23 protein-coding genes are annotated in these 19,429 nt (G+C 37.0%); 11 read left to right on the top strand and 12 right to left on the bottom strand.

Going from position 1 to position 19,429, the window contains the following annotated elements:
* Positions 1 to 20: 20 nt before the first annotated feature.
* Together fbaA and accD are read left to right on the top strand one after the other, a co-directional pair.
* Positions 21 to 1,088 carry a class II fructose-bisphosphate aldolase gene (gene fbaA / locus ACZ1GR_RS14370; protein WP_472609601.1) on the top strand — a complete coding sequence of 356 codons (1,068 nt, stop codon included), beginning with the start codon at positions 21 to 23 and terminating at the stop codon, positions 1,086 to 1,088.
* A gap of 11 nt (positions 1,089 to 1,099) precedes the next feature.
* On the top strand, positions 1,100 to 1,978 hold the full coding sequence (accD, locus tag ACZ1GR_RS14365) for an acetyl-CoA carboxylase, carboxyltransferase subunit beta (RefSeq protein WP_472609600.1): 879 nt from the start codon (positions 1,100 to 1,102) through the stop codon (positions 1,976 to 1,978).
* 24 nt (positions 1,979 to 2,002) lie between these two features.
* Here the strand turns inward: accD and ACZ1GR_RS14360 are convergent, their stop codons facing one another.
* Positions 2,003 to 2,875, bottom strand: a complete 873-nt coding sequence (locus ACZ1GR_RS14360) for a hypothetical protein (RefSeq protein ID WP_472609599.1) — start codon at positions 2,873 to 2,875, stop codon at positions 2,003 to 2,005.
* Between the two features lie 234 nt (positions 2,876 to 3,109).
* On the opposite strand from ACZ1GR_RS14360, the gene rpsO reads away from it, so the two are divergent.
* From rpsO to ACZ1GR_RS14315, 9 genes are all read left to right on the top strand, one after another.
* Positions 3,110 to 3,379 carry a 30S ribosomal protein S15 gene (rpsO, locus tag ACZ1GR_RS14355; protein WP_377767169.1) on the top strand — a complete coding sequence of 90 codons (270 nt, stop codon included), beginning with the start codon at positions 3,110 to 3,112 and terminating at the stop codon, positions 3,377 to 3,379.
* A gap of 202 nt (positions 3,380 to 3,581) precedes the next feature.
* Entirely contained in the window at positions 3,582 to 5,810 is a 2,229-nt protein-coding gene (locus ACZ1GR_RS14350; protein ID WP_472609598.1) for a polyribonucleotide nucleotidyltransferase, read from the top strand.
* Between the two features lie 169 nt (positions 5,811 to 5,979).
* Positions 5,980 to 6,843 (top strand): sigma-70 family RNA polymerase sigma factor, encoded by an 864-nt coding sequence (locus tag ACZ1GR_RS14345; RefSeq protein ID WP_377767172.1) that lies wholly within the window; start codon positions 5,980 to 5,982, stop codon positions 6,841 to 6,843.
* A 213-nt stretch (positions 6,844 to 7,056) separates the two neighbouring features.
* Positions 7,057 to 7,278, top strand: coding sequence for a VF530 family protein (locus ACZ1GR_RS14340; RefSeq protein WP_377767173.1), 222 nt, complete (start codon positions 7,057 to 7,059; stop codon positions 7,276 to 7,278).
* A complete protein-coding gene (locus ACZ1GR_RS14335) occupies positions 7,279 to 7,737 on the top strand; it encodes a tRNA (cytidine(34)-2'-O)-methyltransferase (protein ID WP_472609597.1) in 459 nt (152 codons plus the stop codon).
* 131 nt (positions 7,738 to 7,868) lie between these two features.
* On the top strand, positions 7,869 to 8,651 hold the full coding sequence (locus ACZ1GR_RS14330; protein WP_472609596.1) for a leishmanolysin-related zinc metalloendopeptidase: 783 nt from the start codon (positions 7,869 to 7,871) through the stop codon (positions 8,649 to 8,651).
* 58 nt (positions 8,652 to 8,709) lie between these two features.
* Complete coding sequence (gene rpe, locus ACZ1GR_RS14325; protein ID WP_472609595.1) at positions 8,710 to 9,366, top strand: ribulose-phosphate 3-epimerase; 657 nt, start codon at positions 8,710 to 8,712, stop codon at positions 9,364 to 9,366.
* The gene (locus tag ACZ1GR_RS14320) at positions 9,366 to 10,334 is read left to right on the top strand and encodes a YpdA family putative bacillithiol disulfide reductase (RefSeq protein ID WP_472609594.1); all 969 of its coding nucleotides are present in this window, start codon (positions 9,366 to 9,368) and stop codon (positions 10,332 to 10,334) included. The genes rpe and ACZ1GR_RS14320 overlap by 1 nt, the downstream gene beginning before the upstream one ends.
* A gap of 55 nt (positions 10,335 to 10,389) precedes the next feature.
* A complete protein-coding gene (locus ACZ1GR_RS14315; RefSeq protein WP_472609593.1) occupies positions 10,390 to 11,142 on the top strand; it encodes a hypothetical protein in 753 nt (250 codons plus the stop codon).
* Here the strand turns inward: ACZ1GR_RS14315 and ACZ1GR_RS14310 are convergent.
* From ACZ1GR_RS14310 to ACZ1GR_RS14260, 11 genes are read right to left on the bottom strand one after another with little or no spacing between them, the layout of a single operon-like run.
* Positions 11,139 to 11,705: a hypothetical protein gene (locus tag ACZ1GR_RS14310; RefSeq protein WP_472609592.1), complete on the bottom strand. Its 567-nt coding sequence runs from the start codon at positions 11,703 to 11,705 to the stop codon at positions 11,139 to 11,141. The two genes, ACZ1GR_RS14315 and ACZ1GR_RS14310, sit on opposite strands and share 4 nt — an antisense overlap.
* 1 nt (position 11,706) lies before the next feature.
* Positions 11,707 to 12,753, bottom strand: coding sequence for a D-alanine--D-alanine ligase (locus tag ACZ1GR_RS14305; RefSeq protein ID WP_472609591.1), 1,047 nt, complete (start codon positions 12,751 to 12,753; stop codon positions 11,707 to 11,709).
* On the bottom strand, positions 12,753 to 13,475 hold the full coding sequence (locus ACZ1GR_RS14300) for an NRDE family protein (protein ID WP_472609590.1): 723 nt from the start codon (positions 13,473 to 13,475) through the stop codon (positions 12,753 to 12,755). Before ACZ1GR_RS14300 ends, ACZ1GR_RS14305 begins: the two co-directional genes overlap by 1 nt.
* On the bottom strand, positions 13,463 to 13,948 hold the full coding sequence (locus tag ACZ1GR_RS14295) for a DinB family protein (RefSeq protein WP_377767183.1): 486 nt from the start codon (positions 13,946 to 13,948) through the stop codon (positions 13,463 to 13,465). Before ACZ1GR_RS14295 ends, ACZ1GR_RS14300 begins: the two co-directional genes overlap by 13 nt.
* A gap of 3 nt (positions 13,949 to 13,951) precedes the next feature.
* Complete coding sequence (locus tag ACZ1GR_RS14290) at positions 13,952 to 14,605, bottom strand: LysE family transporter (RefSeq protein WP_472609589.1); 654 nt, start codon at positions 14,603 to 14,605, stop codon at positions 13,952 to 13,954.
* 30 nt (positions 14,606 to 14,635) lie between these two features.
* Positions 14,636 to 15,079 (bottom strand): YHS domain-containing (seleno)protein, encoded by a 444-nt coding sequence (locus ACZ1GR_RS14285; RefSeq protein WP_472609588.1) that lies wholly within the window; start codon positions 15,077 to 15,079, stop codon positions 14,636 to 14,638.
* 1 nt (position 15,080) lies between these two features.
* On the bottom strand, positions 15,081 to 15,866 hold the full coding sequence (locus ACZ1GR_RS14280) for a hypothetical protein (RefSeq protein WP_472609587.1): 786 nt from the start codon (positions 15,864 to 15,866) through the stop codon (positions 15,081 to 15,083).
* A 2-nt stretch (positions 15,867 to 15,868) separates the two neighbouring features.
* Positions 15,869 to 16,897 carry a Rieske 2Fe-2S domain-containing protein gene (locus ACZ1GR_RS14275; protein WP_472609586.1) on the bottom strand — a complete coding sequence of 343 codons (1,029 nt, stop codon included), beginning with the start codon at positions 16,895 to 16,897 and terminating at the stop codon, positions 15,869 to 15,871.
* A complete protein-coding gene (locus ACZ1GR_RS14270; RefSeq protein ID WP_472609585.1) occupies positions 16,897 to 17,253 on the bottom strand; it encodes a hypothetical protein in 357 nt (118 codons plus the stop codon). Before ACZ1GR_RS14270 ends, ACZ1GR_RS14275 begins: the two co-directional genes overlap by 1 nt.
* On the bottom strand, positions 17,250 to 17,462 hold the full coding sequence (locus tag ACZ1GR_RS14265; protein ID WP_377767191.1) for a hypothetical protein: 213 nt from the start codon (positions 17,460 to 17,462) through the stop codon (positions 17,250 to 17,252). Before ACZ1GR_RS14265 ends, ACZ1GR_RS14270 begins: the two co-directional genes overlap by 4 nt.
* Before the next feature lies 1 nt (position 17,463).
* Positions 17,464 to 19,416, bottom strand: coding sequence for a thiamine pyrophosphate-binding protein (locus ACZ1GR_RS14260; protein WP_472609584.1), 1,953 nt, complete (start codon positions 19,414 to 19,416; stop codon positions 17,464 to 17,466).
* Positions 19,417 to 19,429: the final 13 nt, after the last annotated feature.

Genomic DNA, 19,429 nt, shown 5'->3' with positions numbered 1-19,429 from the left:
GCTAACTAACAAAAAATCATATGTCCCACAACATAAAACCAGGTGTTGCAACCGGTAAAGAAGTACAGAACATCTTTAATCACGCAAAAGCCAACAACTATGCATTACCTGCCGTTAACGTAATTGGATCAGACACTATAAATGGTGTTCTAGAGACGGCGAGAGATTTAAATGCTCCTGTAATAATTCAATTTTCGAATGGTGGTGCCCAATTCAATGCTGGAAAAGGTTTAAGCAATGATGGTCAAAAAGCAGCTATAGCAGGTGCTGTCGCCGGTGCAAAACATGTTCACACCTTAGCTGAGGCTTATGGTGTTTCAGTGATTCTGCATACCGATCACTGCGCAAAAAAGCTATTACCTTGGATTGATGGTCTATTGGACGCTAGTGAAAAACATTTTGAGGAAACGGGCAAGTCATTGTTCAGCTCACATATGATAGATCTTTCTGAAGAACCAATCGAGGAAAATATAGCTATCTGCAAGCAATATCTTGAGCGTATGAGTAAAATGGATATGACCTTAGAAATTGAATTGGGTATTACAGGTGGGGAAGAAGATGGTGTAGACAATACAGATGTAGATGATTCTAAATTATATACACAACCAGAAGAGGTAGCTTATGCATATGAAGAATTAAGTAAAGTTAGCCCTCAATTTACAATTGCCGCTGCTTTTGGTAATGTTCATGGCGTATACAAGCCAGGTAATGTAAAATTGACTCCAAAGATTCTAAAGAATTCTCAAGAGTTCATTTCTGAAAAATATGGAGTAGAACACAATCATATTGATTTTGTTTTTCATGGCGGGTCGGGTTCTACCGTTGAAGAAATTCGTGAAGGAATAAGTTATGGTGTTATTAAAATGAACATCGATACGGATCTGCAGTACGCTTTTATGAGCGGAATCAGAGATTACATGGGTACAAAATCGGAGTATTTAAAATCTCAAATCGGTAATCCAGATGGTGACGATGCTCCTAACAAAAAACACTATGACCCTAGGGTTTGGTTACGCGAAGGCGAAAAGACATTCGTTGCAAGATTGAAAAAGGCTTTTGAAGATTTAAATAATGTTAACACCCTTTAATATCTAACTTTATGACAGCTTGGTTTAAAAGAAAGGAAAAGGGAATACAAACAGCTACGGAGGAAAAGAAAGACACCCCTAAAGGACTTTGGTACAAGTCCCCTACCGGAAAAATTGTTGAATCTGATGATCTTGCTAAGAACTTTTATGTAAGTCCAGAAGACGATTATCATGTTCGCATCGGGAGTAAAGAATATTTTGAAATTCTTTTTGATGACAATAAATTTCAAGAACTTGATGAGAAACTCAGTTCAAAAGACCCTTTAAAATTCGAGGATACCAAAAAATACTCGGATCGATTAAAAGCGGCAAAAGCTAAAACCGGACTCAATGATGCAGTTCGCGCCGCTATCGGAAAATCTAAGGGTAAAGACTTGGTCGTAGCTTGTATGGACTTCAGCTTTATCGGAGGATCCATGGGAAGTGTTGTTGGTGAAAAAATTGCTCGCGCAATTGATGTTGCAAAAAAGAAGAAAGTGCCTTTTTTGATGATTTCGAAATCGGGCGGAGCACGTATGATGGAGGCAGCACTATCCTTAATGCAATTAGCCAAAACCTCTGCAAAACTAGCGCAGTTGGCTGAAGCCAAAATACCATACATATCGCTGTGCACGGACCCAACTACAGGCGGCACTACTGCTTCATACGCAATGCTTGGAGATATCAATATCTCGGAGCCTGGGGCCTTAATAGGTTTCGCAGGCCCAAGAATTGTCAAAGATACTACTGGTAAAGAATTGCCAGAAGGTTTTCAGACTTCGGAGTTCTTAAAGGAGCATGGTTTCTTAGATTTTATAGCACATCGACGCGATTTAAAGAACAAAGTCAATTTGTACATAGATTTAATTACCAATCAGCCGGTAAGAAAAGAAAAAGAGTTGGCTAGTTAGCCAACTCTTTTTTTTTAATATTTACTAATTTTTCAAAAACCTTCTCAAGAATATTTCTTCACTTGAACCATCTGGCGAGGTAAGAATACCTTTTGCATCGCAACTACCATCCCCAAAATCTAAACTCGCTGTAGCATCATTTCTTGTAATCTCCAATACACCACTTACAATAAATCGGCATGATAACTCTCGTCTTAAAGGAGTGATAATTTCTTTGGTAAAAGAATTTCCGGCTCGATTGGTAAAGGTTCTTTTTCCCGTTATTAAAAAAACATTATCTCCCCAAAATCCGCTACCATAACCTTCTATCCATTCTCGCGTTCTTGTACCTTCAAAAGAAGCTGTTTCCCCATCTGGCCATATAGCATTAAATGAGGCATTTGCAACTGCCTGAGGGTTTCCATTTTGGTTAGACCGCAAACGTAAAACATCGGCACCACCCTCTACGGCAACACCGTTGAATGTAAAATTTTCAAGGGATATTGCCAATGTTTTTTGGGCCAACTCCATATCTTTAGCATAACTCAAATTAATGGTTCCACTTAGAACATTGCCGTTTGGCAATTCGCAACCATCACCAAAATCAATAGTTTTTTCTTTGGTCGCATCTGTTACAACTGTTGTAATCGTAACACAATCGGGTAAGTAATCTGAAGAATAATTGAACTTTGAAGTACTTGAAATTTCATCTGCTGCGTAAACATCTTCCGCTATCGAAGAAATCTCTTCAGAAATCATTTCAGATTCATCACTATACTTTAATTCAACAGCGGTAATTACCGCTTCAGCGACAACTTCTTCTTCTATCGATACTTCATCTTTACTACAAGAAACTATTGTAAATGCAGCTAATACCAACACTTTTGCCAAATGCACTTTTCTACTATTCTTTTTCATCTTTTCTAATTTTAATGTTTGTTAATGAGGCTTAATCTGTAAATTTTAAAACGAACTAGTATTTGCTTAAAACCTACAACAACGCTAACAATTCTTTAACGTTTGTAGTTATGACAATACAAAAGCAAAAAGGTTTAATTTCAGGTTTGATTCTTTCTTTAAAAAAAAGAATTATCTTTGCGCCCTGATTGATAAACAGTCAGATACATAAAAATCATTTAAAATAATATTGGAATGTATTTAACAAAAGAAGTAAAAGCCGAAATCTTTAAGAAACACGGTGGCTCTGAAGGCAACACAGGTTCTACTGAAGGGCAAATCGCGTTATTCACACATCGTATCAACCACTTAACAACGCACTTAAAAAGAAATCACAAAGATTACAACACAGAGCGTTCTTTGGTTAAACTGGTAGGTAAAAGACGTAGTCTTTTAGACTATCTTAAAAAGAAAGATGTTGTAAAATATCGTGAGCTTATTAAAGAGCTGGGTATTAGAAAATAATAATTTACGGGGAAGCTTTTGCTTCCCCTTATTTTTACAAAGTCCTCTACGGAGGCAACACAAAAAGCTAGATTTCGAATCAAGTTCGAAACTATCGGTTTTTCATTGGTCAACACAACAACACAACCCGACCGTCCGGATGACGGTAGACCAAATGTTTAACAAGTCCTTCGCTATTTATTAGAGGGAAACACAAAATTTTATGATTCCAAAAACTTTTAAAGAGGTCATAGACCTCGGTGACGGTAGAGAAATTTCTATCGAAACTGGAAAATTGGCAAAACAGGCACACGGTTCTGTTGTTGTACAATCTGGCAAGTGTATGTTATTATGTACAGTTGTATCTAACTACAAGCAAGCAGACGTAGATTTTCTACCACTAACTGTAGATTACCGTGAAAAATTCGCTGCTGCAGGGCGTTACCCAGGTGGTTTTTTCAAAAGAGAAGCGAGACCAAGCGATGGTGAGGTTTTGACCATGCGTTTAGTAGATCGCGTATTGCGTCCGTTATTCCCAAAAGATTATCATTCTGAAACTCAGGTGATGATTCAATTAATGTCTCATGACGACGATGTTATGCCAGATGCAATGGCAGGTTTAGCCGCTTCAGCTGCTATTCAATTATCAGATTTTCCATTTGAATGCGCTATTTCTGAAGCAAGAGTAGGTCGAGTAAATGGTGAATTCGTTATTAATCCTACAAGAGCGCAATTAGCAGAATCGGATATCGACATGATGATAGGTGCCTCTGCAGACTCTGTGATGATGGTCGAAGGTGAGATGGATGAAATTTCTGAAGAAGAAATGACAGAAGCCATCAAATTCGCCCATGAAGCCATCAAAGTACAATGTGCTGCACAAATACGACTTGCCGAAGCTTTCGGAAAGAAAGAGGTGCGTGAGTACGAGCCAGAACGAGAAGATGAAGATTTGGCTAAAAAAGTACATGACCTTGCTTATGACAAAGTATATGCTGTAGCCAAAGCAGGTTCTGCAAAACATGAGAGAAGTGCTGCTTTCAGTGAAATTAAAGAAGAAATTGTTGCTTCTTTTTCAGAAGAAGAGCAAGAAGAATATGGTGGATTAATATCCAAGTATTTTTACAAGGCTGAAAAAGCGGCCGTTCGTGACCTTACCTTAAATGAAGGTTTGCGTTTAGATGGTCGTAAGACAGACGAAATTCGTCCTATTTGGTGTGAAGTTGATTATTTACCTTCTACACATGGTTCTGCAATTTTTACAAGAGGTGAAACTCAAGCTCTTGCAACGGTTACTCTAGGAACTTCTAGAGAAGCCAATCAAATCGACATGCCATCTTTTGAAGGTGAAGAACGTTTCTACTTACATTATAATTTCCCTCCTTTTTCAACTGGAGAGGCTAGACCTATTCGTGGAACATCTCGTAGAGAAGTTGGTCATGGTAACTTGGCACAACGTGCTTTAAAGGGAATGGTTCCTGAAGATTGTCCGTATACCGTAAGGGTAGTATCAGAAGTATTGGAATCTAATGGTTCTTCTTCTATGGCAACGGTTTGTTCTGGTACAATGGCCTTAATGGATGCCGGTGTACAATTGAAAAAACCAGTTTCTGGTATAGCCATGGGATTGATAACCGATACAGAATCTGGTAAATATGCTGTTTTATCTGATATTTTAGGTGATGAAGATCATTTAGGGGATATGGACTTTAAAGTAACAGGTACTGCAGATGGTATTACTGCTTGTCAAATGGACATTAAAGTAAAAGGGCTTTCTTATGAAATCTTGGTTAATGCTTTAAAACAAGCCCGTGATGGACGTTTACATATCTTAGAAAAACTTACAGATACGATTGCGGCCCCGAATGCAGACGTTAAAGATCATGCGCCAACAATGGTTACAAGACGTATTCCAAATGAATTTATTGGAGCTTTGATCGGACCTGGTGGAAAAGTGATTCAAGAACTTCAAAAAGAAACTGAAACGACCATCGTTATCAACGAAGACCCGGTAACCGAAGAAGGTATTGTTGAAGTACTTGGTGTAGGTAGTAAAGGTATCGACGCGGTAATGGCAAAAATAGATTCTTTACTATTTAAACCGGAAGTTGGTAGCGTTTACGAAGTAAAAGTAATCAAGATGCTAGACTTTGGTGCTGTTGTAGAGTATATAGATGCACCAGGCAACGAAGTATTGCTTCACGTTTCTGAACTGGCTTGGGAACGTACAGAAAATGTTTCCGATGTAGTTAACATGGGAGATGTTTTCGATGTAAAATACTTTGGTATTGATTCTAGAACAAGAAAAGAGAAAGTTTCAAGAAAGGCGCTTTTACCAAAACCAGAAGGTTATGTAGAACGACCACCAAGAAATGATAGAGGTGGAGATAGAAGAGGTGGTGACCGTCGCGGCGGAAGAGATAATCGCGATAGAAAACCAAGAAGAGACTAGTACTGTTCTCTTAAAATATAAAAAGCCCTTGCATGTATTTTTTCATGCAAGGGCTCTTAGTTACAAAAAATAATTGAAATAAATTTTACCAAATTGTAACTTTTTACGTTTTCTTACGTATAAGTATATGAGCGCAAGCTTTTGAACTTAATTTGAAGGAGAAATTTAGATGAGACAGTTAAAAATTACAAAACAGGTAACCAATAGGGAAACCGCATCGTTAGACAAGTATTTACAAGAAATCGGAAAGGTAGATTTAATTACTGCCGATGAAGAAGTAGAATTGGCACAACGAATAAAAGCTGGTGATCAAATTGCCTTAGAGAAGCTAACAAAAGCGAATCTAAGGTTCGTAGTTTCGGTTGCTAAACAATATCAAAATCAAGGATTAACCTTACCAGATTTAATCAACGAAGGTAACCTAGGGCTAATAAAAGCTGCACAACGTTTTGATGAAACAAGAGGTTTTAAATTTATCTCTTATGCCGTTTGGTGGATTCGTCAATCTATTTTGCAGGCATTAGCAGAGCAATCACGTATTGTACGATTACCATTGAACAAAATTGGTTCTATCAATAAAATCAATAAAACTTTTGCCTTTTTAGAGCAAGCGCACGAACGTATGCCTTCTCCTGAAGAAATTGCAAAAGAGTTGGATATGACCGTTGAGGATGTTAAGCAATCTTTGAAGAATTCTGGGCGTCACGTATCGATGGATGCGCCACTTATCGATGGAGAAGATTCTAACCTTTATGACGTACTTCGTAGCGGTGAATCTCCAAATCCCGACAAAGAATTGTTACACGAATCATTACGTACCGAGATAGAACGTGCCTTAGAAACCTTAACACCTCGTGAGGCAGATGTTATTCGTTTATATTTTGGTCTTGCTGGTCAACATTCTATGACTTTGGAAGAAATTGGCGAAACTTTTGATTTAACTAGAGAACGTGTTCGTCAAATCAAGGAAAAAGCAATTAGAAGATTAAAACATACTTCAAGAAGTAAGATTTTAAAGACATATTTAGGTTAAAACCGAATAAATTACAGTTAAATAAAGCTTAAATTTTTTTTTTGGCAAGAATATTGTAATTTAGTATACTACAACAGTTTATCATGACTGTTCGTTTTTTGATTGATGAATAAACTCCGGCTGATTACCGGAGTTTTTCATTTTATAAACTTAGGCTTAGTCCTTACAAGAAAATATTTCTGGGCTATTCACCTTACTCATTTTAAGTAAAAAATGGAACAACCTAACAATCCGCTACATGGGGTTAAACTGGCTACCATACTAGAAGAACTTACTAAGGCTTATTCATGGGAGTATCTGGCCAATCAGATTAATATAAATTGTTTTAAAAGCAATCCATCTATAAAATCGAGCCTAAAATTTTTAAGGAGAACCCCCTGGGCAAGAGAAAAGGTAGAGCAGTTGTATCTTCACTTGAAATCAAAAGAAAGTTAAATGGCTTTTAATGTTGTTCTTGTCGAGCCTGAAATACCAAATAATACAGGTAATATTGGTAGGCTATGCCTTGCCTCTGGTGCTGATTTACATTTAATTAAACCATTCGGGTTCGAATTAAACGATTCAAGGCTTAAAAGGGCCGGATTGGATTATTGGCAGCATCTATCCGTCTTTATTTATGAAGATTTGGCAGCATTTATGACCGAACATACCAATAAAAATCTTGTCTATTTTTCTAGTCATGCGACCAAAAGTCATTGGACAATTCCCTTTGAAAATGATATGTTTCTAGTCTTCGGAAAAGAATCTGTTGGCCTACCCCCTACTCTTACAGAAAACAATACGAATGAGCTATACAAAATCCCTATGTATAGTGAGCATATCCGCAGTTTAAACCTAGCAAATGCCGTGGGCATCATCGTCTATGAAGGATTAAGACAGCTAGATAGTATTTAATACTGAAGGTTATTCTGTTAAAGTTTTAATCTGTTAAAACTTAAATCTATTTTTTACTCGTAAATATTCAGCATTGTTCTATTGTCCGGTAAATATCAGACCTGTAAAATTTAATTTTAAATCGCGTAATTATGAGCTTTACCATTGAAATTCGGTTTTTAGGTGGTCTAACCCCTAGTCAAGAAATAGTATTTGCAGAGGCAAGTACTAGATGGTCAGAGCTGATTGTAGGAGAGCTGCCTAGGGTTCAATTGGCAAATGGTGAAATCATAGAAAATGTACGTATTGATGCCCAAGCGGTTAATATTGATGGTGCTTTGGGAATTTTGGGTCAAGCCGGACCCACCCAACTTAGAGCAGGAAGTTTTTTGCCCGCTACAGGAATCATGCAATTTGATACTTCGGATTTAGCACGATTAGAGGCAGAAAATAGTTTAAAAGATGTGATCATTCATGAAATGGGGCATGTTTTAGGCTTTGGCACCCTCTGGTCATCTCAATTTTTGAATTTGATTTCAGGTTCCGGTTCTGAAAATCCCATTTTTACCGGAACAAATAGTATTCGTGAATATCAACTACTGACCAATGATGAAAGCCTATCAAGTGTTCCGTTAGCCAACACGGGTGGAGCGGGCACACGCGATGGACATTGGAGGGAACAAGTATTTGTCAATGAATTAATGACAGGGTTTATCAATACTGGTACCAACCCCATAAGTCGCTTATCGATAGCTGCTTTTGAGGATATGGGCTATACGGTAGACTATTCTATGGCAGACACTTATAATTTACCAATCCCTTCCACGCTAAAACAGCTAAAGGCCTTAAATGAAAATAACCAATGTAAAATGTGCAGCAGCAAGATATTACGATGCGACCCTATTGTTCTTCCAAAATCTGCGTTTATAGATTAATAAAATTGGGAGACGAGCCAAAATCCATTTCCTTATTTTTGCAGTATACAATGCACTAATGAGTAAAAAAATAGCACCTTCTTTACTAGCCGCAGATTTCGGAAATCTGCAACGGGATGTTGAAATGGTCAATAATAGTCATGCTGACTGGCATCATATTGATGTTATGGATGGCGTTTTTGTACCGAACATATCATATGGTATGCCTGTAGTTAAATCCATTGCCAAACATGCAACAAAACCACTTGACGTACATTTAATGATCGTAGATCCTGACCGCTATATTAAAACTTTTGCCGAACTGGGGGCCAATATTCTTTCTGTTCATTATGAAGCCTGCACACACTTACATAGAAGTTTACAGGCTATAAAGGCAGAAGGAATGAAGGCAGGTGTTGCTTTAAATCCACATACATCTATAAAGCTGCTGGAAGATACCATCCAAGATATCGATATCGTTTGCTTAATGAGCGTAAACCCAGGTTTTGGTGGGCAATCTTTTATTGAAAATACTTATCAGAAAGTTGCTGATTTAAAAGAACTCATTATTAGGAAAAATGCAAACACCCTTATCGAAATCGATGGCGGGGTTAACGCTAACAATGCCAAAAAACTGGTAGATACAGGGGCAGACGTTTTAGTAGCTGGTAGTTTTGTTTTCAAAAGCGAAAACCCAACTGAAACCATTAAAGATTTGAAGCAAATTATAGCTTAATGCAAAGATTTGATGTAATCATAATAGGTGGAGGCCCTATTGGCATAGCTTGTGGGTTGGAAGCCAAAAAAGCTGGACTCTCTTATCTTATTATTGAAAAAGGGCCTATTGTAAATTCCCTCTTCAACTACCCCATAAATATGCAATTTTTTTCCTCTTCGGAAAAGTTGGAGATTGATGAGATTCCGTTCATCAGCAAAGAAGCAAAACCTAAACGAAATGAAGCACTGGAGTACTATCGCAGAATAGTAACTTCGAATAAATTGGCAGTTCATCTTTTTGAAGAAGTAAAAAGAGTGGAACAACGAGATAATAAATTTATTGTAGAAACCACTAAATCTACTTACGAGACTTCAAACGTTATAGTGGCTACCGGGTTTTACGATTTACCCAATAAAATTAATGTGCCCGGCGAAGACCTAGCAAAGGTGTCGCACTATTATAAAGACCCCCATTTTTATGCTAGTCAAAAACTTGCAGTAATCGGGGCTAGTAATTCTGCTATTGATGCTGCTCTGGAATGCTACAGAAAAGGGGCTGAAGTCACCTTGATCATTAGAGGCCCAGAAGTTGGAAAACGCGTTAAATATTGGGTTAGACCTGATATCATTAACCGTATTGAAGAAGGTAGCATTAAGGCTTATTATGATGCAACCGTAAATGAAATTCGAGAAAACAATCTTGACATTAATTCAAGTGAAGGCCTGGTTACCATACCAAATGACTTTGTACTTGCGCTTACAGGGTACATGCCCAATTTTGAATTTCTCAAACGACTAGGTATTCAACTTTCCAGTGATGAAAAGCTATTACCAACGTATAACCCAGATACCATGGAATCGAATATTGAAGGTCTTTACTTGGCCGGCGTTATTTGCGGAGGTATGGAAACCCATAAATGGTTTATAGAAAACTCTAGAATCCACGCGCCGACCATCATTAAACACATCCTTTCTAAAAAAGTCTAAAAGACAATATTTTCATATAGAAATCAAGTACGCTTAAAAAATCATACATTAGAGTATGGATACATTAGCTCAAATACATTTAGCCTCACAATATTTGGCAACAGCGGGGAAAAGTTTTTTAAAGGAGAGGTCAGATGACAGTCATACCAATTTAGGCTTTTTTCCAGAGGATAATACCTTGCGCACTTGGCCCCTAAATGATAAGAACGCATATTTGTCATTGAGGTATGACGATTTTTCTTTGGAGTGGTTGGATAATAATAAGCGAAAGCAAATCTCCATTAATGGCAAATCTCATAATGAGATTACCGCATGGGTAGCAGCGACAGCAGAAGAGTTTGATTTTTCAAAATCGTATCAATACCATCTTCATTATGAATTGCCTTATGAAATAGATGATAATTTCATATTTGATTGTAAATCAAATAAAGAGTTAGAAAAGCTCGCAAAGCTTACAGAACTTGCTCAACACGCCATAGATACATTTTTGAAAAAAGAAGGCTTGACTTCTACTATCCGGGTTTGGCCCCATCATTTCGATATTGGTGCTTTTGCAGAACTAACCGATAATTCTGGCAAATCGATTGGTCTTGGTATGGCCATACCCGATTCAGTTATGGACAAACATTACTTCTACATCAGTGCTTATAAAGGTCATGACAGCTTAGAAACCGATAAATTTTCTGAACTCAGCTATGGTGAATGGCAAAACAATGGCTTTAAAGGTGCCGTTTTAGATGCCATAGCAACTGATGAAAAAACAGCAACCAATTTTTTTCAAGAAGCTTTTGCCTGTTTTAAAACCTAAAGCGCAAACATGTATTGCAGTGAAACACTACCAATAAAACCTTGTTCTACTTCATCACCGCTTGTTATGGCATTTATTTCTCTTCCAAAGCCAACAGTTAGCCCAATCTGAGACTTAGTATTTTTTATGGGCAAAAAATAACCACCTTCTAACCATGGCTGTATAACCAGAGTATACGTACTTCCAGAGGTTGGTGCATCAGTTGGGCCAATATCCGTCCAATCAATAGTTAAACTCCAAATATCAAGGTTTATCCCGGCTATAAACTTCCCTTTTCCTGAAGGAAAATGCTTTCTATATCCTATCGAACCCCCGAAACCAGTACCCATCTCAGTTTGATTAAAATCACTAAAATCCTTTCGATCAACAATATTCAAACCTGCTCTTAAAAGCAACGAAGATTTTTTATCAAAATAATGTTCCAAATTTAACGTAGGAATTATACCTGCAGGGTATAGTTGTAGCGATACTCCTAAATCCGTTCTACTATCTTGATCATCTTGTGCGTTCAACGAAATAAAGCCAAATGCTACTACCAAAAAAAGTGTTATATATATCTTCATTCTATACCAATTTTAATTGTTCTTCTAACAAACTATTTGCTTTTAACATAGCACGACCATCTTTAAAACTCAAATAGGGATAGCCTCTCTTATGGTTTATAATACTGATTTTGCACAAATAATTCCAGTGTTTAAAAATTTCTTTCCAAGCAAAAAACAAAGAATGCTTGGGGTCATATATGTGTGTAGCTTCACCACCGGCGCCATTTATTTCAATTATTTTAAAGTTTTCCCCCTTAGAAAGTCCATCAAAATCAGCATATAACACATCTAACCTACCATAATAAAATTCCGGTATCTGAGTACAGATGCCATCAATTAAATTTTCTAAATCTTTATTGTTCTGATTACTTCTATCAATAAACTTTGCACCTCTGGTATGGCTACCGTAAGGAACCAAAATAAACTTCTCACCATCCTTTAGAACAGTATCTAACTTGTTTCCAAACTTTTTGACCAAAGCTTTCAGTTGCAAATGACTTCTAGGATTTTGTTTTATCAGTTGTAAAATACTACTGTAGCCATCACCTGTTACGGAGAGGAATTCTTTAGCGACAATACCCGTAATCTTTCCTTTTTCTTCACCCGGAACTCGCACATAAAAAATACCAACCTCATCCGGGTAAGCTATAAACTCTTGAATCAAAAAATCTTCAGGAGTTCTATTTATGTAGGATTCTAAATCTGATTTACTTTTAATTTTATCCACGCCAAAAGCCTTCATTCCAATATCGGGCTTCGCTATTAGCGGATATTGCAGGTTCATTTCACTTAAAAGCTTTTCTACGCTATCGGTAGTAACGGTTTCCTTTTCAATCAAAACTGTTTTTGGTATGTATTCTTCTGGAATCATATCATAGATTTCTTTTTTTGACTCCATGGCCATACCCCCATTTTTCATTAATGGGTTGGCTGCGTTAAAAAAGAAGAAAGAACGTGCTTTAAGGGAAAAAAAGAGCCAAACCGGAAATAGAGGATAATATACTGCCCAAAGCGGCCAATATTCCCAATGGGTAAGTTTGTGCCATTTTAGTTTAAAAGAGCTCATCAGAATTGACTAATCAATTGACTGGTAATCATTTCTAACTCATTGGTCTCTTGCTTCAACAAATCAATATGTTTTAGAGCGACTCTCCCCTTTTCAAGAACCGCTTGAGTAACACTAAAGGTTTTCAAACCTGTCTGCCTATCGATTATAAACCCGTTCTGCGAATCCTGATGATTGTTCGAATGAAAGTCAATGATAGACTTTGCATCTACATCTGCTTTATTCATAAAATTGAAGAAAAGTTCTTCTCGCTTTTGAATTATCTCTTTGTGGTAAAGTGTGGCTGAGGACCAGATATAAGCTTGGTCACTTTTTAGCGTTTTCAGGTGCTTATTTTTCCCATCCCATCGTAATTCTACCAATTTTTCTTTCTCAAAAACCAGAACCGTGAACGGTTCAATTTTGATAAGGTCGATTTCTTTCAAATAATCTTGGGGATTATTGTGACACACGATGTCTAAAACAACTAGTCCTCTGCTTTTGGCATAATTATCTTTGGGTACATGCTTTTCAAAAGCACCATTTAATAAAATTACTACAGCCCCGCTTTCACTAATGGCAAACCATGTACCACCAGCTTTCGGATCTTTGGGAAAGACGATTCTTTTATTATTTACTATTTCTTTTTTTGGAAAAAATGCCGATGGTCTAGAAATATGTTCATCTCTATTCGATGTAAAGACAAAGGCATTTCCTTTGGGAATGAAACTTACTGTACACATACCTTTCTATACTGAATTGTAGAAGGCGCAACACCAAAAGAATCTGGCAGTTCTATATTGGTCATTGTCTTAATTCCAACCTTAATCAAAGCATGATGATGGATTACATGCTCTAAATTATACATTACTTCTCTGTAATAATTTGATGTAAGACAGATTTCTTCTTCACCCAACTCATAGCGAATTTGAAGCTCTTTATTAGGCTTCTCGAGGTTTTCTTGAATATTTTCCAGTAGCGTTACGGCATAACCAATCTCCTCTTCGATTCTTTTATTCCGTTCTCTTTTGTCATAGCAAACATCAGCTTCACCATAACCGTTAATCAAACATTGGTATAATTCTATAATATGTCTTGTATGCTGACCTATAGTTGCATGAGAAAGTGATTCACAAGGCTCTGCGTAGCAATCTTTCGAGAGCTGAGATAATATTTCTTTGAATTGCTCAATTGTTTGAATTGAGGAGTTAAACATAGCCTATTGTATTTTTAGTTGATGATGCTTTTTGTATAATAAAAATAAAAGATAGAAAGAAAAACCGAGGTAAAGTAAACCCAATATTAAATTACTGATTTGGGCATACTGTGTGTAATTATCCACAATTAATTTTCCTGCATAAATGAACACTAATAATCCTATTAAGGTACCAGCACCAATACCAAACATATAACCGATGAATGATACTGTATTGTCTTCAAGAATTTTCTTTGACTCCAGAACCTTGTTCCATGTTAACCAAAAAGGTATTTGTAATGGATTCAATGCACTAAGCAATAAACCCAGTAATATAGGGGACGTAATTTTAGGTAAAACTGATTTCGTTGGAGTTACATCATTAAAATATAAAGCCGTTGTCAGACTAGAAAATGCCAAATATAATAGCAAAAAAAATGCCAGTGGAAGTGCAATGTATATCCATTTACCCTCGAGCTTGACCCTTTGATTGCCCCAAAGGGTGAGGCGAACATAAGCCAGCTCAACAAAAATAGCTGCGAAAGCAAATAACAAAGCGTTGTTAATGCTTTGGGTAGCAGAAATATCAAAAGCAGTTATGTTTAGACTTCCTAGAGGTAATGCTCCAAGAAAACTAATCAAAAGACCGGCAACCCAAACTTTCAAAATTTTAAACATAAACTACATTTCAAATCAAGAAGAAAGTTCTTAATTCTTGATTTTTTCCCAGTTCTTATCCGCCTTAATTTTTAGTACTTCTGGAGACTCATTGTTCCAAAGCGCCAAAGTATTTGTTTTACCAGAATTATAAAACAGCAGTAATTCTCCATCTCGTATTTCAAAAGTCTCAGGGTTAACGGAAACCTTTTTACTTGAGACAGCAACCGCATATGCACAATAACCTCCATATTTGGGAAGATACTTTTTTGGATTACCCTTAAACTTTTCAAGATTCTCTTGACTTGAAAACTTAAACTTTACATTATCATATTCCGCGGTGTATTTCTCATCGCCAACAGTAGCCTTATTATCAAAATAGGCAACTACATCATAGCCCTTAGTAACATAACCCTTCTTTGTATTATAATCTATAGATTGGGCAATACTGTTAAACCCAATTAAAAAAGCTACAACAACAACTATTCTACTCATCTTAATAAATTAAAGATTTTTTGTCTAATTTTTCAATTTGGCCAACATCGATGCGCATCACTTTCCAATCGCCAATTTCATCTGCCACACCAGAAATAACGGATGGTTCACCTATATATGGTAGTATGTCTTTATGAATAGGATTTCCTTTCAAATCAGTTAACAAAAAATAGTCTTCAATACCATTTTCATCACTTGAGACCAAAACAGGTGGCACTCCACCCGAAATACAAAGAGAAGCACAACTTCTGTGAATTTTACCAAAACCCGGCTTCATTACCCCAAAATAGCATTTTGGGTCTATAATTTCCCCTTCAATTTTTAACCATCCTAGTGAATTGGGCGAAATATTTATTGAACTCCTGCGATTACCTATACTCACTTTTTGACTATCATCAATTTCCAATAAGGTTTTACCATTATAGTAAATCAATTGACCTTCGATATTTAGGTGTTTTCCGTTTAGGTTACCCTCTTTCTCTCGAAGGTCTTTTAAATAGGCATTTGGTCCAAATTTGCCAAAACCTAATAAGACCAAGTCTTTAAATTCACTACCTGAAAGGGAAACACGGAGCATTGGATAAGGCGATTCATGGTAAATACCAGAAAGTTTGGTAGGATTACCAAAGTCGAAAGCACTATTCACAGCTAATTCTTGAAAAAATCCGAACAAAAATGCTCCACCAGCAAGAATCATTAAGGATGCGATAACAAATCTTTTTAACGACTTTTTCGTTTTTGAACCGACCTCATCTACATAACCGATATAAAACTCGTCATTCTTCATAGCTAACAGGTAATTGGGGTTACTTCGGCCCCTTCGGCAAATGCTTCTGGGTTAATATGAACCATATCATTCTCAATTTTTAATTCATAGGTTTTTACCTTTTCGGCAAATGGAGGTGGCGACTGCCCATTATGCGCCAAGTATTGATATCCGTGCCAAGGACAAGTAATACACCCATCAACAATTTTACCTTCTCCTAAAGGACCTCCTTGATGTTTACAAACATTATGAACTGCAGAAAGTTTTCCTTCATTTTTAAAAATAGCCACACGCTCATTTTCTACGGTAAATATCTTAGCTCTACTTTCTTCAATCTCATTAGGGTGACAAACTTCTAACCAGCCATCTTTTTGAACAGCAATACATCTATCTACTTTTGATTCTTTAAAGGCGGTCTTAAGATGTAATCCGCAAATCACTACAAAACCAACCAACAAGACACTAATAGTAAAAGGTGATGTTTCTTGTTGAAAAGCTCCTAAAAAAACATGCATGATTAACAATGCATAAGCTAAATAAACCATCATATGTAGTCGTTTCCAGATTTTTGCCGATAGATTGTGCAAAAAGAAATCATGGCTTGTTGATGCCATCACAAATAAAATCAACAATGCTAAAAAGCCAAGTACTTGAAATGGAAAATTGGTCAATGACCCATAATCCATGTTCGAAGTAAAAATGGCGTAAATAGGATTTACATTGCCAAGTGCATGAAATTGAATAGTCGCAAACACACCGTGTATTGACGCTGCTAAAAACATACTGACCCCAAAATGCCTGCGATTATAGAGCAACGGCATAAACTGAGAATTCAATCTTGTTAGCGGGCCAATGACTAAAATGAGATGCAGCATTAGAATCGCCAAAGACCCAAAAGCTCGAATAATTATAGTCTCTGCAGTCATTTCAGGATTGGTCACAAAACTCAATACAAAAAATATTACCAAATACATCACCATTGCTATGGCAATCCATTTATCGTAGACTTTCTTATGCTTATTCCAGAGTACTAGTTTATAATCGAGTCCCATTAAAATTCAATTTTAAAAAGTTCTTCTTTCCTGATTCCATCTATAACCACTACTCCCTTGGTTGATTCAGAAATCGAAAATTCATATTTTCCTATTCCTCTTAACTGCCCTAATAACCTTCCTGAATATCCCTGAGTATCTAATTCATAAACCAGAGGAGAAGGACTCTGAAATGGTTGTTTTAGTTCTATTTGAACTACATTACTTTTTAACGCAGCCGTGAGCTGTTCGGTATTGACACTTCCAGATGTTGAAGGAAAATTTAAATCTTTCAATGCCATAGTCAGAAGCATTGGTATTACCAGTACTATGACCAACCATATATACTTATGGGATTTTCTTTGACTTGAAATCATCTTGTTCTTGATTTAAGAAGTTTTCCCATTAAAAAAGGCCATGTAGCGATTGTTCCTGGAAGTAATAACAACCGAACTTTCTTTTTGCTTTCTTTTAATAGGGGGTCTATTTTAACTGCTCCTGCAAAAACAAAATACAGTCCAAAAAGCAACCCAATACTAAAGTAAATACCTAATACCGCTAAAAAAATAGAAATAATTATCTGCATCTTAAATAAGGTTTACATCGGTCATTATTTCTAGTACTGCAGCACCATCTTGTTCAAACATATTCTTCATTTCTTTTTCTAAATCATTCTGATTTTCAACACGTTTGCCCCAAGCACCACATGAACTTGCAAATTCTGCAAAATTAGGATTAGAAAGTGACGTTTTCCAAACATCAAACTCGCCGGCCCTTTGTTCTTTGGAAATTTTACCTAGTTCATGATTATTCAAAACAATTAACTTTACAGGCATATTGTATTTAACAAGGGTAGTTATTTCTGCCAAGTATTGACATAAACCCCCATCACCGGCAACCGCGATGACCGGTCTTGAATTGCCAACCGCCGACCAAGCCCCAATGGCTGCTGGTAAGGCAAAACCAATAGACCCTAGATAACCTGACATTAAAAAATCTTGGTTTGTAGGTTCAAAATATCGTCCAAAAGAATAGGCATTATTACCAACATCTACGCACATAACAGCATTCTTAGGAGTTAACTTATTCATTGTTTCAAAAACGGCAATTGAACTAATTCCCTTATCTGAAGTTTCTAAAAGGCGTTTTGCTTTTTCTTCCTTCCATATCTTCCATCTCGCTGCAATTTCCTCGGTTTGATTCAGTATATTTACTTTTCCTTTTAGTTCCTTATTAAAAATCTCAAGAGTTCTTGAAATTTCACCCCAAACGGCTACCTCAACCTTATGGAACTTGCTTAAGGCCATTGGGTCAAAATCAATTTGAATTATTGGTTTTTTGGGTGTTATGCCTGTATGGTTTGAAAAAGAGGCACCAAATACTAATAACAAATCAGCTTCGTTCATAAACCAAGAAGCAATTGGGGTTCCGCTGCGCCCTAGAACACCACCACCTAAAGGATGACTGTCTGCAATAAGTCCTTTTCCCTTAAATGTAGTAACTACTGCCGCATTTAAACTTTCAGCAAATTTTACAACTTCTTTTTTATGCGCCCTAGCCCCGTGCCCCATGATGATTACCGGACGTTTCGATTTTTTGATTAATTCAATCGCATCATTTACCGCATCCTTTGGCGGTGCAATCTCCATCTGGGTAATTCTCTTATCTGGTGTTTGGGCAATAGCATTGGGCTTCGCTAATTTCTCTTGTACCTCATCAGGAAAAGTTAAATGCGAAACATCACGTTTTAGAATGGCACTTTTCACTGCTAAAGACATTAATTCTGCATGTTTACTATCGCTTTGTACCCTTTGATTAAATTCAGCTACGGTACTAAAACCTCTAACCAAATCTACCTCCTGAAAATTACCGGTTCCAACCACTTGTGTGGCAACCTGACCGGTAAGTGCTAAAAGTGGGGCTCTATCGACCTTAGCATCCCACATACCGGTGTACATATTGGTTGCTCCGGGGCCAGCAATTGAAAAACAAGCCGCAGGTTTGCCAGTCAATTTACCATAAGCTGAGGCAGCAAAAGCTGCAGCACCTTCATGACGTATACCATAAAAGCTTAAGTTTCCTTTTTGTTCTTGGCGTTTCATAGCATCGGCAAAACCCAAATTAGAATGCCCTACCATACCAAATACTTTTGTTACTCCCCAATTGACCATAGTTTCTACCATAATATCAGAAACTGTGGCTTGATGGTCTGCTTCCTCTTCAACCCCAACATAAATTGCATTATCTTCTTCCTTAACTTCAAAAGTTTCTATACCATCATCAAAACCGCCTGGTGAATTTCCTGTGCAAGGATGATAGTCCCACCCGTGCCAAGGACAACGTAGCATTCCATTTTCAATAGAACCTTCTCCTAAAGGACCCCCTTGATGAGGACATTTATTATCTAAAGCAGAAAATTTACCTTCAAAATGGGTGAGACAAATGCCTTTATGGGCAGCAGTTACCGTTTTAACGCGACCTTCTGGAAGTTCGCTCTTATTATTTAGTACTTTATGCCAAATGATTTTCTTTTTCTGCATGTGATTAATACTT

The organism is Croceitalea sp. W27, from assembly GCF_055693185.1.
Note: the sequence above shows the minus strand (reverse complement) of the source record. Positions and strands in the feature narration are given on the sequence as shown.